Here is a 13,929-nt window from a genome sequence, read left to right as displayed (position 1 = left end):
AGGGTGAATTTAATTTTTTACTGTAATTTCTCCCTTTTTATTAATCTTAACTGGTGTTTTTGGAAAATCTTTTGCAATCAAATTGCGTACAAGTTTTACAGTTCGTAATTGCTTATCAATATGGGGAATTCCTTGCCGATCCATATGTACAGGAATAATTTTACCTCCTACTAAATCCCCTTGGGAATTTAACTTAACTTCTAAAATCATTGAGTAACCAGTCTCGGCTCTTGTAGATAAAGTTCGATATCCTAAAAAATTTCCTAAAGAGTAAGCAATCAATTTTCCTTTATAAACTTCTATGGCTCTAGGAACATGGGGGCCATGGCCAAGAACTAAATCTGCTCCTGCATCAATCATTGTCCTGGCAAACTTTACCGCGTTACCCCGATTTTCTCCGTAGAAAGTCTCTGTCCGATTTTTCACTCGTAATGCTTTTGTTCCCTCTGCTCCTGCGTGCATCGATACAATTACTATATCTGCACGTTTTCTGGCTTTTTGTACAAGGGCTTTTGCTGTTTGAAAATCGTGAATGGAGTTGTAACGTTCATAGGGTGCAAACCCGATCATTGCAACTGGAATATTTTTAGCTTGCAGCAAAAGTATTTGATTTTTATGACCTAGTGTTTCAATACCAACCGCAGAGAGATTCTTAATCGTATCTGCAAATCCCACTAGACCAAAATCCATCGCATGATTGTTAGCTATATTGAATACATCAAAGCCGACATCAGCAAACAACTGAGCATAGGAAGGTGGAGAGCGAAATGCAAACACCTGTCCACGACTGATGTCTTTGGTAGTGTAGGGATGCTTTGTTAAACTGGTTTCAAAGTTACCAAACAAGATATCAGCTTTTTTGAGGTGTGTCCTTACGGACTTTGGGATTAATTGGTTGCGATCGCGTGGCAATCTGTAGTTAGGAAAATTTGTACCAGGAATCACATCCCCTACTGCTTGAATCGTAATAGTGTCTATATAACTTGGCTCTTTGATCAGTGGAGGTGAGTTCGACTCAGGGACAATTTCACTGGGTAGGTTGTTCGTATCTGTGGCTTGCGATCGCTTCGAGCGGATACCCAATCCTATATTAATGCCTACACAAAAACATACACCAATAAAAGCCAAAGAAAGTAACCTTACCCCCGGTCGTGGATTAGCCATATTCCCACTTCTCACACCATGAGATTAGTCTACTCCATAACTCAGAGGTTGTCGGTAGCAATTCTGGATCAGAGATCGGGAATCGGGGATTGGGAATTAAATGGCAGCAAAGGCATGATCTATGACTATGCTATCGTTTGGTGAATATTTAGATTATTTTGCAAACAGGCGATCGCGATTATGGGGAGCATCAAAATCAATCAGTGGCCCTTTCGGAACAATCCGAGTCGGGTTAACTTTGGGATGACTGCGGTAATAATGTCGCTTGATGTGGTCTAAGTTACAAGTCTGTTTGACACCAGGCTGTTGGTACAAGTCTTTGAGATAATTCCACAAGTTAGGATAATCTACAATCCGGCGTAAGTTGCATTTGAAATGCACATAATAGACTGGGTCAAAGCGATACAAAGTTGTGAACATACACCAGTCTGCTTCAGTAATTCGCTCCCCGCAAAGATAGCGTTGCTCTCCTAAAACTTTTTCCCAATGCTCAAGAGCATCAAATAGTTCTGTTACTGCTTGATCATAGGCTGCTTGCTTGGTTGCAAAACCCGCCCGATACACACCATTGTTAATCGGTTGGTAAATAGCATCTATTGTCTCGTCAATCATCTTTTGTAAATTTTCTGGATAAAAATTTACATTATTCTGAGCAAGATGATGAAACTCAGTATCAAACATCCGCATAATTTCGCGGGATTCGTTATTGACAATAGTATTGGTTTGTGTATCCCATAAAACTGGAACTGTGACACGCCCGCTATAGTTAGGATCAGCTTTGAGATAAATGTGCCAGAGATAATCAGCGCCGTTGACTGTATCAGGAATACAGCCTGGTTCATCTGCAAATTCCCAGCCGTTGTCGTGAATTTCGGGAGCAACCACAGACATACCAACAATATCTTGCAGTCCTTTCAGTTGGCGCATAATCGCAGTGCGACACGCCCAAGGACACGCCCAGGAAATATACAGATGATAACGCCCTGCTTCAGCTTTAAATCCACTCGCACCATCAGCGGTAATCTGATTACGGAAAGTAGTTGAAGGACGGATAAATTTACCTTCTGAGTCTTCCTGTTCCCGTTCAGATAACCATTTACCATCCTTGAGAATTCCCAAACCCATAGTTATCCTCCTTTGATGGATGTGTGTTGGTGGTTGTTTGTTGTTTGTTGTTTGTTGGGAATTATCTTAAACCACCAACAATTAGCCATTAACAACCAACCATCAACAATCAACCATCAACAACCAACCATCAACCTATTCTTCATTGAGAATTTTCGGCACTTTGAAAAATTCGCCTTCTTGTTCTGGCGCACTCTGAAGAATAGCTTCGCGATCGCTGTAAGGTTGTAGATCGTCAGGGCGTGTCACGTTGCTAACATCAATAGCCCGTGTTGTGGGTGGTACATCACTAACATCCAATTCACTGAGTTGCTCAAAGTAATCTAGAATGCTTGCCAGTTGGGTAGTGAATTGCTCTTCCTCTTCTGGTGTCAATTCTAAACGAGCAAGATGGGCTACTTTACGGACTTGTTCGCGATCGAGCATAGATAGTCATTGGTCAATGGTCAATGGTCAATGGTCAATGGTCAATGGTCATTTGTAAAAACTCTGGACAATTGACAATTGACCCTGGACTAAAAGAATACATCAATTTGCATTCTACCTGTGGTTTTCAGCCAGTTTTGGGCTTCAATGTAGTTGTTGGGAGCAAGGCGAATGGCTCTGATCCAATAGTCAGCAGCTTTGTCAAACAGTGCTTCGCCACCGTCTTCGTCTCCTGCTTCTTTGGCTTTTTCACCCAAGTAGTGATAAATTACTGCAATGTTGTTTAAGGCTTGTGGTAAGCGGGGATTATACTCCAGTGCTTGGTGATATAACTCTAGAGCCTTTTCGTGTTCGCCGTTACTAGCGTAGATTAATCCCATGTTGTAGAGTATGTAACCGCGATCGAGGGAATCATCTTCTAGTTCTAAGGCTTGTCTATAGTTATCTAAGGCTTCGGCATATTCTCCTTCTGATTGTGCCGACATCCCATCTCGGTAGTAAACAAAGGCTTCTTTGGCTTTTTTGTTCGCCGGCAGGATCTTCAGGATCAGATCCGCCATGACTGTAAAAGATTTATCGATAAAATTATCGTTTTTCTGAGTTCTTGGCATATCAGGCCTCTATTGAGGTTGCGCTAAAGGCAGGGGTTTTTTAACTATTAGCTAATTTAACAGTTATTCAGTTGTCAGTTATCGGTTGTATGACTATTCGTTAGATTCAAGTGTTGACTGGGGTAATGCACTCAGCGCTATTATTTTTGGGGCTGTTCACAAAGGTTGTAACAGGATAGCTAGTCATCGCCTCTGATGGGTAGGGGTGCAGTAGTGGTTGTAGCAATTCCACGTCATGAACTTGGGGATCTAGCCATAAATCATAATTTTTTTGTTGGAGAATTACTGGCATACGATCATGAACCATTTGCAGTAATTCGTTAGCTTGGGTTGTCAAAATTGTACAAGATTTTATCTGTTCTTGTTCTGGAGATTGCCATTCTTCCCATAATCCTGCAAAACCAAAAGGTTTTCCATCCGACAGACGAAAATAATATGGCTGTTTTTTACCGTCTTGTTGTTGCCATTCGTAAAAGCCATCTGCTACTACTAAACAGCGTTGGCGCTTAAAAGCACGACGAAACGCTGGTTTTTCCGCTACGGTTTCAGCCCTAGCATTAATTAGCCTTGCCCCCATGCTCTGATCTTTCGCCCATGAAGGTATTAAACCCCAACGTAATCGCTGAATTTCGCGCTTGTGACCTTCAGAATTATACAAAACCACCAAAACCATTTGCGTAGGTGCAATGTTATATTGCGGCTTGAAATCAGGAACTTTTTCGATCTCAAATATTTGGGTTAAAACTTCTGGAAATACGCTTAAAGTAAATCTTCCACACATTGTTTGATCCTTAGTTGCTGACTCTAATTAAACATTTCAATGATAAAAATAATACTTAAATAAAATTTGTTTTTCAGAGAATTTATTTTGTATAGAATTGCAGCATTTATAAAAATTTTATTCTGTTTATTAGTTTTTTTGAAAAACCATTGTATTTTGCTGCATCATAAATAATCAAAACCTTCATCTCACAATATATTGGCATGGAAACGCTAAGATTGTACGATTTTTTACCTTCAGGAAATGGCTACAAGATACGTCTTTTATTGTCACAAATTGGTATGCCATTTGAGAGGGTAGAGGTGAATATCTTGAAAGGTGAAACTCAAACACCAGAGTTTTTAAGTAAAAATCCTAATGGTAAAATTCCATTATTGGAGGTGAAACCAGATAAATATTTGGCAGAATCAAATGCCATATTAGTTTATTTAAGTGAAGGCACAGAATTTTTACCTTATGACCGCTTTTTACGAGCGCAAGTAATGCAATGGTTGTTTTTTGAACAGTGCAGCCTTAAGCCTTGCATTGCACCATTGAGATTTTGGATTTCTATACTAGGCAAAGCGGAAGAATACAAGGAAGCCATAGAGCAAAAACGTGAATCTGGTTATGCAGCCTTAAAACTGATGGAAAATCATTTACAGAGTCATAACTTTTTTGTTGGCGAACGTTATACTATTGCCGATATTGCTTTGTTTGCTTACACCCATGTAGCTGATGAAGGTGGATATGATTTGAAACAATTTCCTGCTATCCAAGCATGGATTGAAAGAGTAAAAGCACAGCCAAGATATATCTCAATTAAAGAAGAATTACAGCATTGATTTGTTCATATAATTTGCATCTACCCACTCGTTTTCTAAGCTGAGGCTGGAAAACGAGTTTGTTGTATTTCAGAGTATTTTTAAAAGTTTATTGGGGTTGTTGGATGCTCATCATATCTAGCGAATCTCAACCAGGGTGGGTATTGCCGAGCTTAGAAAGCAATTTGTAATTTACTCCCATTCTATCATTTAAATTTTTCACTAATTCTGATTTTTACTTAACTTTATTTAAATGTTATTTGGCTTTATAAATCAGTGTCTATTTCAATTAACTTTTGTCTTGATGATAACCCAGACTTAATTCTAATCCTAGATTGTGGGACATGAAAATTTTCAGATAAAACTTTTATTAATTCTTCATTTGCTTTACCATCAACAGGCGGGGATTTTAAATGTACAATCAAACTGCCATCGGCAGCTTCTTCTATTTTTTGCATCTTTGATTTTGGTTTAACTTTGACTTTTCTTTGCATAACCCTTTCCTTGTAATTGTCGCAGCCACAACCAACCTAAAAAACAGCCTACTGCGTAATGAAGAAAATCCCACCAAGCAAAGGTTGTACCAAGTAGTAGTTTACCTAATAAAGTAGCGCGAATTTGCTCTAAAAAGGGAGGATGCCATAGTTGTAGAAATTCTAATATACAGGTAATTATAAAGACCCATAAAGGAATTTGAATAATAGCTTTTGGACTCCGGAAAAATAGAAATGCAAACAAGCACCAAAATATTTCGTAGAAAACAGCAGCCCCATAATTATTGAACCATTTATGAGCAAAACCAGTATAGTATTTAAATAAAAAGCCCATCCCTGTAAAGATGAGCAAAGAAACTATAATATAAAAACTTTGTGTTTTTTTTGACACGCTTTTCTCAGGGTTCGGGACAAGTCAATTAAAAATTAAAAATTGAAAATTAAAAATATAAAGTTTACAATTTTTAATTTTTCTTTAGTCCCTCCAATGAAAATGGGTGTAGGGGTGTAGGCAAAGCTGCACTAAGGTTGGTTAGGATTTCCGTTGCCAATCACAGAAATTTTGTGTCGGTATATTAATTCACCGCCATACCAGCCAGAAATGCCAAGAAGCGTAGCTACAAGTACTGAGATTACAAGTCCCCAAGGTAGTACAGCCGATATGGGGTTATTCCAACGTAATACTAGGTTGATAATCGTCAGCACCAAAGCACTCACATTCAGGATTAAGTGTGCCCAGCCAGCAGTGCGCTTACGGACTCGTCCGATTCTTAAAAAGTCCATAAGTCCTGTGAGGGCTGCTGCCACACCACCCACCAAGCCAGCAGCGATTAACCAAAAAGAACCCCTTGCCCAAAAACTATCATCTGTGAACCAAAAAACTGCATCAGTTAACAAGGCCCCTACAAGAAAAGCTATTGGGAATTGCACAAGAATAGGATGGATGGGATGACCTGCAACTGCTACAGTACTAGGTACACCAGGGTCACGAAACTCTCTATCGTCACTTTCCAAAAAGGCTGGAATATTAGGATAGGGTGTAGAGTTTCTTTCTTGAGTGTCCATAGTCTCACCTTTAAGAATTGAAGTAACTTTATGCTGAAGGGATTTGCTCAACTTCTGCTTCTGCTTGAAGGATGAGTTTGCCTGCTTCCACCTCTAATCTTTTGATTTTTAGGTATATTCCTTCTAAATTAAAGTTCTTCAAATTCAAAATTTGGCTAGTTGCATCCACTAAAGCTTTTGTCAGTTCCAGTGATACTTCCTGACTATCACCATATTCGACATTCTCGAGTGTCAATGTTTCTCCATTCTCACTCACACGTGGAACTGCTGAAAAGCTGATTTTATGAGTTTCATTGCTTTCTTTTAAAACTAAGGTTGCACTCAAAGCTACTTTACCGTCTCCAGGCAACCGAAACTCAACTTTTTGCGGCACAACAGTCATTAATTGCCCATCAACTCGAATTTTTTGGCTTTGTAGCTGAGAACGGATATATTCAGAATTAAAGGCACGGTTGATATCCTCTTCGGTTAATACCACCAATGCACGGCCTTGTGTTGGTTTAGTTAATTCAATTTTGCCGAAAGCAGCACTCAGAGGATTAATAGCAACGCTACTAATTTCCATCTCTATTTTCTCCATGCGGAGTTCTTGCTGCATTACCAAACCTTCGCCGTCAATAGAGACTGCTTCCACTTGTCCTTGGACTAGATTGAGTGGTTCAGCTTTGACATTGACATCTAGATTTTCGACTTCATCTAACTGACTAGATAAACCCATTTCTACGGCTTTATTTAGCGCCTGTTCTCCTAGTCCAGGATTTTCAGACATTACGAATCAATCTCCAGTTTTACTATCCTTGAGTCAATCTAGAAAAGTAGAAAAGGAATTTTATCTATCTGGCGGTGGAGGTATAGTTTTCCTAGTTATCTATCTCAAAGTATAGATATATTTTTATTTTTAAAATTATCCTAAAAATGAAATTTTTATTTCCTTGGTTTTGAGGTTATCGTTCAAAAGAAAGATGGTACTCTCTGAAACCTTTATGTAACCTGAGAAAAGTAAAGAGACAAATTTTTTAGAGGAGAATACAAGATGGTTGTAGCTTTAGATGATTCTAAGCGTACCGCTATTGCTGAAAAATTGGCAGCTATGAGAGCAATCCAAGATTTGCTCATTCAAAACGAAGAACAGTTTTTGAAAGAAATTAACGATAGCGAAATTGCCGATCGCTTCCGGAAAATGCTCGAAGATGACCGCAAAAATAAGGGCGTTCTGGAAACAGTTAATGTGCAATATGGCATTCAAGCCGAGCCAGAAAATACAATTACAGAAATGATTAATAAGGTTCGGCAATTGATGCAAGGCTCTGAATTAAGCTTGTATGAAAAAGTATTTCAGCATGAATTATTAAAGCATCAACAAGTAATGTCCGGCTTGACAATTCACAAAGCAGCACAAAAAGTTGGTGCGGATGTAATGCTGGCGATTGGGCCTTTAAATACTGTTAACTTTGAGAACCGCGCTCACCAAGAACAACTCAAAGGTGTTTTAGAAATCTTAGGTGTTCGTGAACTCACTGGACAAGATGCAGACCAAGGTATTTGGGCACGTGTACAAGATGCTATGGCAGCATTAAGCGGTGTTGTTGGTAGTGCTGTTACCCAAACCAGTGATAAAAGCGATATGAACGTCCAGGATGTCATTCGCTTGGATCACAACAAAGTTAACACCTTATTCACTGAATTGTTGGCAAGCAACGATCCCCAAAAAATCCAAGAGTACTTTGGTCAAATTTACAAAGACTTGACTGCTCATGCTGTTGCTGAAGAAGAAGTAGTCTACCCAAGAGTACGTCCTTTCTACGGTCAAAGCGATACTCAAGAATTGTATGACGAACAAGCTGAAATGAAGCGGATGTTAGAGGAAATCAAGGCAATTAATCCTTCTTCTTCTCAATTCAAAGATAAAGTTAGACAGCTAATGGATGCTGTCGGCGACCACATTCGTCAAGAAGAAAGCACAATGTTCGCTGCTATTCGCAACAACTTGAGTAGCGATGAAAGTGAGCAATTAGCTAGCCAATTCAAAGCTGCTAAGCAAAAAATCCAACAGCAAGCAGCTAAGTAGTTATCATTTTGCTACTAGCAAAATAGTTAATCACTGCAACTAATTCATCACTTTGGATCACAATGTCTTGTAGGGGTGTACAGCCGTACGCCCCTACGGCATTTTATCTGAAAATAATCAAAAGACTAATAATATCAAGTCCGGCTAATTGCTTATGATATAAAGCTTAGTCATTGAGTTTATGTCATTAGACATCTCCAGAAATTAATTATGCGTTACCCAAAATCCTTGTACCAGACGTGCCATGGCACGTCTGGTACACTATTTGTCGGAGAAGTCTATTGGTTTTCCGATTACCAATTACCCATTACCGACCTCAACGCATAATACAAGTGTTCAAGCGGACATGATATAACCAATATCTTTGAGCATTTGTAAATGCTTATTAACAGGTGCAAGTGTATTGGCAGTAATCATACCGCTAGCGGCAACTGCTGGTAGACCAATCCCAGGAAATGTCGAATCTCCACAACATAGCAATCCTTTTAGGGGTGTAGTGGAACCAGGAAAGAAACCTTTTCCGGCTGGGATGGCTGGGCCATAGGAACCTCGGTGACGGCGTAAAAATCGTTCGTGGGTGAGGGGTGTACCCACAAGAGTAACATCACAGCGCGATCGCACATCGGGAATAATTCGTTCTAAGGCTTGCCACATCACCTCTGCGCGTTTTTGCTTTTGTTGCTGATATTCTTGGCTGTTTCTGTTCATTCCCTGCCAGAATGCATACGGTTCATTACCAGGAGTGTAGGCGTGAATCACATGCTTTCCTGGGGGTGCGAGCGATGGGTCTAAAATAGATGGAATCGATACCAAAACAACGTTTTGCTCGGCGGTAACACCTCTTTCCCAATCGTTGACTATGATATGATGACACGCCAAATTAGGGCGCAGTTCTTGGGCATCAATACCTAGATGTAGATGCATAAAGCTATCACACTCTGGTGTGTTGGCTCGTTGTTGAAACGATTTTGGCAAAGCTTTTTCTGGCAATAATTTCAGCGTATCCCACACCGATGCATTAGATATAACAGCCTGACGCGCCCGGATCACCTTGCCATTACGCAAACGCACACCTGTAGCACGGTTATTTTCTACAAGCACTTGTTCCACATGAGCATTAAGTATCAACTGACCACCATGTCGTTGCAGTCCTCGTACCAGGGCATCTACGATCGCACCACTACCACCAACAGGATAATCCAGTACCACACCTGGTCGATACCAGTCTGCAAACATAAATGCCATCTCTGCGGCACTGGTTCCATTGGCTGGCAGTCCAGAAAGCAGAAAACAAAGCAAGTCTAGCCAGTTACGAATAAAAGGATCACGAACAACACCATCTATGATTTGGCTAAAAGACCCAGTCAATTTGCTGATATTAGGCGCATGACGCGCCATAGATAATGCAAATCGACCGACCGTGATTGTTGCACCCAAATCATAGCGCACTGCTGCCGGGGGAATTGCTACAGCTGCCTTAGCTAGGGGCGCCATTACACGTTGAAGATGACGCCATTCGGCTACAGCATCCTGACCACGCAGTTGGGAAAGAACTTCGCAAAATTGGTCAGCACCGACGGTGGTGTCAAAATCCCCTTCTGGGAGGCAACAACCCCATGTATCGTATGTTACCCATGTTAAATCCTCTGCGATCGCATCTAGTACTTGTCGCAGGGGGTTGGCAGAAGGTTTGTAAGATAGTCCAGAATAAAGTGATGGCCCAGAGTCAAACTTGAATCCATGACGCTCAAAAGCATGAGCAGCACCACCAGCGATAGAATGGCTTTCATAAACAATTACATCAAAGCCATATCGTGCTAGCAATGCTGCACAACTCAAACCGCCAATACCGCTACCAATAACAACTACATCTGCAATGTCCATTAGTATTACCCAACAAAGAAAGTCAAAAGTTAACTTTTGACTTTTGACCTACTTGTTTGTCAAGTTTAAGTTTATAAAAAAGTTTGTAATCAAGACTATCCTGCGGGAACGCTGCAAGATCCCCGACTTTTTTAAAAAGTCGGGGATCTGTCCCCTTGCAATACCCCAGAACTTGTAGGGTGGAGTACTAGTTTTTGTTCACTTCTTGGGCCATCTTACGAAAATAGTCCATCTTGGGGTCGGGACGTCGACGAGCAGTGATTGCAGGTTCTGGAGTAATCTTTGACTCAGGTTCTGTGACTTGCTTGCTCTGAGATGATTTGATGGTAGTTGCGTCATCGGTTTCCAAGAAATAGCCAGGATTGGAGAATCCAAATATCCTAGCCAAAAAACCAAATACTTGAGAGAAGATGTTTCTGATCAAACCAAAGAATTGATATAAAAGACCTTCTAGGCGAATAAAGAAGTTTCTAATGATTTGCATTAAACCAGACATGGCACTGCCTCCTGATTACAGCTTATTATTATTTTGACTTATAGCATTTTTCTTGTCATGTTCCTATCTGTATACCTATGTACTACCAAATAACTAACCGAGGGACACAAAGCTTTGTGTCCCTCGGTAGGGAGTGGAGCGATCGCACTTAATTTCTCCCAAGATTTGTTGCTTGTATTTGTCAATGGAATTCAACTGTGTATTACTCAGCAATCCACTTGGCAACAAAGATTTCTCGTTCTCCTTTGTATTCTTTTACCCAAATCATAGAAAGTTTTGGTTTTTTATTAAAAATATTCTGATTAACAGAATCAGCTTTGAATGATAATGATGCTAGATGAGATTCTTGATTAGTATTTTCTACGCAGATTTTCATTTTTATTTATCCTTGATTTTGATTAATTTTAAAATTAAGTTTTGTGCTGTAGATACAATGTAGGTTGGAGATTTTGTTATTGTTCATAATCAAACAGTAACTTTCTCAACGAGCTTTATCTGTTTGTAGTACTATTTTTGTTGATCTAAGCGTGCTTAATTTTTTGTTTCTATAGTCTTAATCAAGTGCTGCTTGCAACTTTACGCATATTTTCAAAAAATAAAAAAATTTCTTAGCGTAGCATGGTGTTAATAACTAAACCATGACAAAGTCATCAACCTCGAAAAGCTTATGCTAGAAAAAATTCTTTTATTTTGGCTGATGCTCAGCACGGTAGAATATCGATTTTAGTAGGCAACAAATCTTAAATATTATTCAGTTGTTGCCCCAGTGTAATCTGGTGTTACTCAAGCAAAGTCAATAATATTCAGGCTGTGGTTAAGTTTATATTGTGTCAGACTTGAGTAAGTATCGCATTGTCTTCAGTTATAAGCGATCACTTTTGACGCCAATGGTTATGTTGAAAACAATTCTAAGCTAAAAATAGCGATCGCTTTGCGTAAAAGTCTTTGGGTGAATAGTTAATTAACTAGAAACATGCGATCGCATCCAAAGGAGAATCACCATGACATCTAGCCATAAAACAACATTAGTTCAGCGGGGTAAGGGTTCTACGTATTTAGCATTGGGTGATTTATATACTTTTTTGGCTACAGGGGAAGATACAGGTGGAGCCTATTCAATAACTGAAGTTCTGATGCAACCACAAAGTGTGATTCCTTCTCATCGTCATGATCAAGCTGATGAAGCACACTATATTTTAGAAGGAGAAATTGAGTATCAGCTTGAAGATCAGACTATTATTGCTTATTCTGGAACATTTCTTAATTTTCCTAAAAATCAATATCACGGTTTCAAGAACATTGGTTCAAATCCTGCCAAAATTTTAATGATAATTACACCATCAGGAGCTGAGCAGTTTTTCTCAGAAATGGGACAGCGAATTTTGGAACCAATGAGTGAGGAAGAAAAGCGTAATCTTTTGTGTCCTCCAAATCCTGCTGACATTGAAAAGGCGATTGAAGTTGCTGTAACTAAGTATGGACTACAGTTTCTTGCTTAGCAAAATTAATTTCACCCTGACTCTCAACTTAATAAGGCTTTGAGTCGATTTTGATGGATAATTTGCATAAGCACTTATTTGAGAAAACGAACACAGATGCACATAGATGGACACCGATGAAGTAAAAGAGGTGATTAACAATGGGTTTAAAGCTTTTGCAGATTAATTTCCCTTTTAATGGGCCGTGGGGAAATGAGATGGCGCAAGCATATTCAGAATTAGCGCACAAACTTTCCGAAACTCCAGGTTTGTTGTGTAAAATATGGATAGAAAATCCTAATTATGGAGAAACGGGAGGAATTTATTTGTTTGAGGATACATCTTCACTAGACACATTCCTCACAGAACATATAACACGTTTAAAATCTTTTGGGATTGAAAATATCAGCGCTAAGCAATTTGATGTTAACGAACAATTAACTCAAATTACTGGAGAAAAGCTGAATTGGGGAACTTTCTCATCATAGGCGATCGCTAGTTGATTGGTACAGCGACATTTTTCAGCACATTCATCGGCCCATGTTGTTTGAGAGTCTGCATTTGTTGCTCGTTTCGCACAAACAAAGTCCCAGCAAATCCTAGTGAGTTGACTGATATAGATGCAAAACATTCTTGCGATCGCGGTACGAGCAGCATCCATTCTCGTGTTACCAAAAGATTGTAAGCTGGGGATTGTTCATCTTTTAAACCTACTGCCTGTAGTAGAGAATGATAACACTCTAATGTTGCCTTAGCAGCGGTGAATGGCGGTTGCTGCCAGAGAGAATTTAGCGGTGCAAAAGCATGTACAAAATCAAATCCTGGTATAATTGCGATCGAGTTATGAAATTGAGCAGATTTGAGTAGAGGTGCAATTGGTAGCTGCAATCCTGCTGTGGGTGTCAGTGGTAATGGCACAAGTTGCAAGTGTTTGTGTCGCTGACTAGCACCAGCAATCTTGCCAGAATTGTAGAATGTCAACCCATCAAATTGAGCCATACACGCCCACATAGCAGCAAAATCTGCTAAAGTCAGTAAACTTTCTTGTTCTTCAAAGGCACGGGTAATCAATAGCAAGTGATATTTAGCAACGTTGTATTTATTTAAAATACACACATGGGTATCAGAAATATCTGCAACAAATAAATCTTCTTCGTAGGGAAGAAAAGGATTAAAATCTTTGGCAGAGGAATTGTTTTGTTTTTCTTGTTTCTGCTTAAGTTCATCCTTACGAGCGAGGTTAGACACAATCCGCACCAAAAAGCAAACACCGTTTTGCTCAATAAATTCCGATTCTGTCGGTATTGAAACCATAGCATTGGTAGCAAGAGCATGTTCAGTCTGCTGTTTGATTCTTGTCCAGAATGTGTCAGCTTGCAGTAATATTTTTCCCTGTGCCATTTGTTAAGGTCTAAGTTATACCAACAAAATTTTATATTATGTTTGCCTGACGGTTCGTGGGGAGTGTGGGGAGTAATGTAGAGACGCGCTGTTTGAAGCGTCTGGGAGTGTGACGAGTGTGACTACCTACTAA

At 39.7% G+C, this 13,929-nt stretch carries 17 protein-coding genes; 4 read left to right on the top strand and 13 right to left on the bottom strand.

All coding sequences use genetic code 11. The features are described from left to right. Window positions 1-9: 9 nt before the first annotated feature. From UYI_RS0104690 to UYI_RS0104670, 5 genes are all read right to left on the bottom strand, one after another. The gene (locus UYI_RS0104690) at window positions 10-1,164 is read right to left on the bottom strand and encodes a CapA family protein (RefSeq protein ID WP_016865515.1); all 1,155 of its coding nucleotides are present in this window, start codon (window positions 1,162-1,164) and stop codon (window positions 10-12) included. Between the two features lie 153 nt (window positions 1,165-1,317). Next, window positions 1,318-2,289 carry a glutathione S-transferase family protein gene (locus tag UYI_RS0104685; protein WP_016865514.1) on the bottom strand — a complete coding sequence of 324 codons (972 nt, stop codon included), beginning with the start codon at window positions 2,287-2,289 and terminating at the stop codon, window positions 1,318-1,320. Between the two features lie 135 nt (window positions 2,290-2,424). Further along, a complete protein-coding gene (gene gatC / locus UYI_RS0104680) occupies window positions 2,425-2,715 on the bottom strand; it encodes an Asp-tRNA(Asn)/Glu-tRNA(Gln) amidotransferase subunit GatC (RefSeq protein WP_009457928.1) in 291 nt (96 codons plus the stop codon). A gap of 89 nt (window positions 2,716-2,804) precedes the next feature. After that, window positions 2,805-3,326 carry a photosystem I assembly protein Ycf3 gene (locus UYI_RS0104675; protein ID WP_016865513.1) on the bottom strand — a complete coding sequence of 174 codons (522 nt, stop codon included), beginning with the start codon at window positions 3,324-3,326 and terminating at the stop codon, window positions 2,805-2,807. Window positions 3,327-3,432: 106 nt separating this feature from the next. After that, window positions 3,433-4,107 (bottom strand): SOS response-associated peptidase, encoded by a 675-nt coding sequence (locus UYI_RS0104670; RefSeq protein ID WP_016865512.1) that lies wholly within the window; start codon window positions 4,105-4,107, stop codon window positions 3,433-3,435. A gap of 203 nt (window positions 4,108-4,310) precedes the next feature. On the opposite strand from UYI_RS0104670, the gene UYI_RS0104665 reads away from it, so the two are divergent. Continuing rightward, on the top strand, window positions 4,311-4,931 hold the full coding sequence (locus tag UYI_RS0104665) for a glutathione S-transferase family protein (RefSeq protein ID WP_016865511.1): 621 nt from the start codon (window positions 4,311-4,313) through the stop codon (window positions 4,929-4,931). 245 nt (window positions 4,932-5,176) lie between these two features. Here UYI_RS0104665 and UYI_RS0104660 read toward each other — a convergent pair whose 3' ends face one another. From UYI_RS0104660 to UYI_RS0104645, 4 genes are all read right to left on the bottom strand, one after another. Further along, entirely contained in the window at window positions 5,177-5,404 is a 228-nt protein-coding gene (locus UYI_RS0104660) for a DUF167 domain-containing protein (RefSeq protein ID WP_016865510.1), read from the bottom strand. Continuing rightward, entirely contained in the window at window positions 5,382-5,795 is a 414-nt protein-coding gene (locus UYI_RS0104655; RefSeq protein ID WP_016865509.1) for a ribosomal maturation YjgA family protein, read from the bottom strand. Before UYI_RS0104655 ends, UYI_RS0104660 begins: the two co-directional genes overlap by 23 nt. A 131-nt stretch (window positions 5,796-5,926) precedes the next feature. Then, on the bottom strand, window positions 5,927-6,469 hold the full coding sequence (locus UYI_RS0104650; protein ID WP_016865508.1) for a DUF2231 domain-containing protein: 543 nt from the start codon (window positions 6,467-6,469) through the stop codon (window positions 5,927-5,929). 28 nt (window positions 6,470-6,497) lie between these two features. Further along, the gene (locus UYI_RS0104645; RefSeq protein WP_016865507.1) at window positions 6,498-7,238 is read right to left on the bottom strand and encodes an LmeA family phospholipid-binding protein; all 741 of its coding nucleotides are present in this window, start codon (window positions 7,236-7,238) and stop codon (window positions 6,498-6,500) included. Window positions 7,239-7,502: 264 nt separating this feature from the next. Here UYI_RS0104645 and UYI_RS0104640 point away from each other — a divergent pair, with 264 nt between their 5' ends. Next, window positions 7,503-8,537 carry a hemerythrin domain-containing protein gene (locus UYI_RS0104640; RefSeq protein ID WP_016865506.1) on the top strand — a complete coding sequence of 345 codons (1,035 nt, stop codon included), beginning with the start codon at window positions 7,503-7,505 and terminating at the stop codon, window positions 8,535-8,537. 336 nt (window positions 8,538-8,873) lie between these two features. Here UYI_RS0104640 and UYI_RS0104635 read toward each other — a convergent pair whose 3' ends face one another. From UYI_RS0104635 to UYI_RS36485, 3 genes are all read right to left on the bottom strand, one after another. Then, window positions 8,874-10,421: a phytoene desaturase family protein gene (locus tag UYI_RS0104635; protein ID WP_016865505.1), complete on the bottom strand. Its 1,548-nt coding sequence runs from the start codon at window positions 10,419-10,421 to the stop codon at window positions 8,874-8,876. Window positions 10,422-10,608: 187 nt separating this feature from the next. Then, on the bottom strand, window positions 10,609-10,917 hold the full coding sequence (locus UYI_RS0104630) for a hypothetical protein (protein ID WP_016865504.1): 309 nt from the start codon (window positions 10,915-10,917) through the stop codon (window positions 10,609-10,611). Between the two features lie 202 nt (window positions 10,918-11,119). Next, entirely contained in the window at window positions 11,120-11,293 is a 174-nt protein-coding gene (locus tag UYI_RS36485) for a hypothetical protein (protein WP_016865503.1), read from the bottom strand. A 625-nt stretch (window positions 11,294-11,918) separates the two neighbouring features. Between UYI_RS36485 and UYI_RS0104620 the strand changes: the two genes are divergently transcribed. Both UYI_RS0104620 and UYI_RS0104615 read left to right on the top strand, forming a co-directional pair. Continuing rightward, window positions 11,919-12,416 carry a cupin domain-containing protein gene (locus UYI_RS0104620; RefSeq protein WP_016865502.1) on the top strand — a complete coding sequence of 166 codons (498 nt, stop codon included), beginning with the start codon at window positions 11,919-11,921 and terminating at the stop codon, window positions 12,414-12,416. A gap of 140 nt (window positions 12,417-12,556) precedes the next feature. Then, complete coding sequence (locus tag UYI_RS0104615; protein ID WP_016865501.1) at window positions 12,557-12,883, top strand: monooxygenase; 327 nt, start codon at window positions 12,557-12,559, stop codon at window positions 12,881-12,883. A gap of 7 nt (window positions 12,884-12,890) precedes the next feature. Here the strand turns inward: UYI_RS0104615 and UYI_RS0104610 are convergent, their stop codons facing one another. Beyond that, window positions 12,891-13,796, bottom strand: coding sequence for an ATP adenylyltransferase family protein (locus UYI_RS0104610; protein WP_016865500.1), 906 nt, complete (start codon window positions 13,794-13,796; stop codon window positions 12,891-12,893). Between the last annotated feature and the right edge of the window lie 133 nt (window positions 13,797-13,929).

This window comes from Fischerella muscicola PCC 7414, from assembly GCF_000317205.1.
GTDB classification, from domain to species: domain Bacteria; phylum Cyanobacteriota; class Cyanobacteriia; order Cyanobacteriales; family Nostocaceae; genus Fischerella; species Fischerella muscicola.
Note: the sequence above shows the minus strand (reverse complement) of the source record. Positions and strands in the feature narration are given on the sequence as shown.

What these genes read in the sequence shown, in the direction of transcription:
- UYI_RS0104690 (WP_016865515.1), bottom strand. Translation starts at nt 1,164, where the DNA reads ATGGCTAATCCACGACCGGGGGTAAGGTTACTTTCTTTGGCTTTTATT.
- UYI_RS0104685 (WP_016865514.1), bottom strand. Translation starts at nt 2,289, where the DNA reads ATGGGTTTGGGAATTCTCAAGGATGGTAAATGGTTATCTGAACGGGAA.
- gatC (WP_009457928.1), bottom strand. Translation starts at nt 2,715, where the DNA reads ATGCTCGATCGCGAACAAGTCCGTAAAGTAGCCCATCTTGCTCGTTTA.
- UYI_RS0104675 (WP_016865513.1), bottom strand. Translation starts at nt 3,326, where the DNA reads ATGCCAAGAACTCAGAAAAACGATAATTTTATCGATAAATCTTTTACA.
- UYI_RS0104670 (WP_016865512.1), bottom strand. Translation starts at nt 4,107, where the DNA reads ATGTGTGGAAGATTTACTTTAAGCGTATTTCCAGAAGTTTTAACCCAA.
- UYI_RS0104665 (WP_016865511.1), top strand. Translation starts at nt 4,311, where the DNA reads ATGGAAACGCTAAGATTGTACGATTTTTTACCTTCAGGAAATGGCTAC.
- UYI_RS0104660 (WP_016865510.1), bottom strand. Translation starts at nt 5,404, where the DNA reads ATGCAAAGAAAAGTCAAAGTTAAACCAAAATCAAAGATGCAAAAAATA.
- UYI_RS0104650 (WP_016865508.1), bottom strand. Translation starts at nt 6,469, where the DNA reads ATGGACACTCAAGAAAGAAACTCTACACCCTATCCTAATATTCCAGCC.
- UYI_RS0104645 (WP_016865507.1), bottom strand. Translation starts at nt 7,238, where the DNA reads ATGTCTGAAAATCCTGGACTAGGAGAACAGGCGCTAAATAAAGCCGTA.
- UYI_RS0104640 (WP_016865506.1), top strand. Translation starts at nt 7,503, where the DNA reads ATGGTTGTAGCTTTAGATGATTCTAAGCGTACCGCTATTGCTGAAAAA.
- UYI_RS0104635 (WP_016865505.1), bottom strand. Translation starts at nt 10,421, where the DNA reads ATGGACATTGCAGATGTAGTTGTTATTGGTAGCGGTATTGGCGGTTTG.
- UYI_RS0104630 (WP_016865504.1), bottom strand. Translation starts at nt 10,917, where the DNA reads ATGTCTGGTTTAATGCAAATCATTAGAAACTTCTTTATTCGCCTAGAA.
- UYI_RS36485 (WP_016865503.1), bottom strand. Translation starts at nt 11,293, where the DNA reads ATGAAAATCTGCGTAGAAAATACTAATCAAGAATCTCATCTAGCATCA.
- UYI_RS0104620 (WP_016865502.1), top strand. Translation starts at nt 11,919, where the DNA reads ATGACATCTAGCCATAAAACAACATTAGTTCAGCGGGGTAAGGGTTCT.
- UYI_RS0104615 (WP_016865501.1), top strand. Translation starts at nt 12,557, where the DNA reads ATGGGTTTAAAGCTTTTGCAGATTAATTTCCCTTTTAATGGGCCGTGG.
- UYI_RS0104610 (WP_016865500.1), bottom strand. Translation starts at nt 13,796, where the DNA reads ATGGCACAGGGAAAAATATTACTGCAAGCTGACACATTCTGGACAAGA.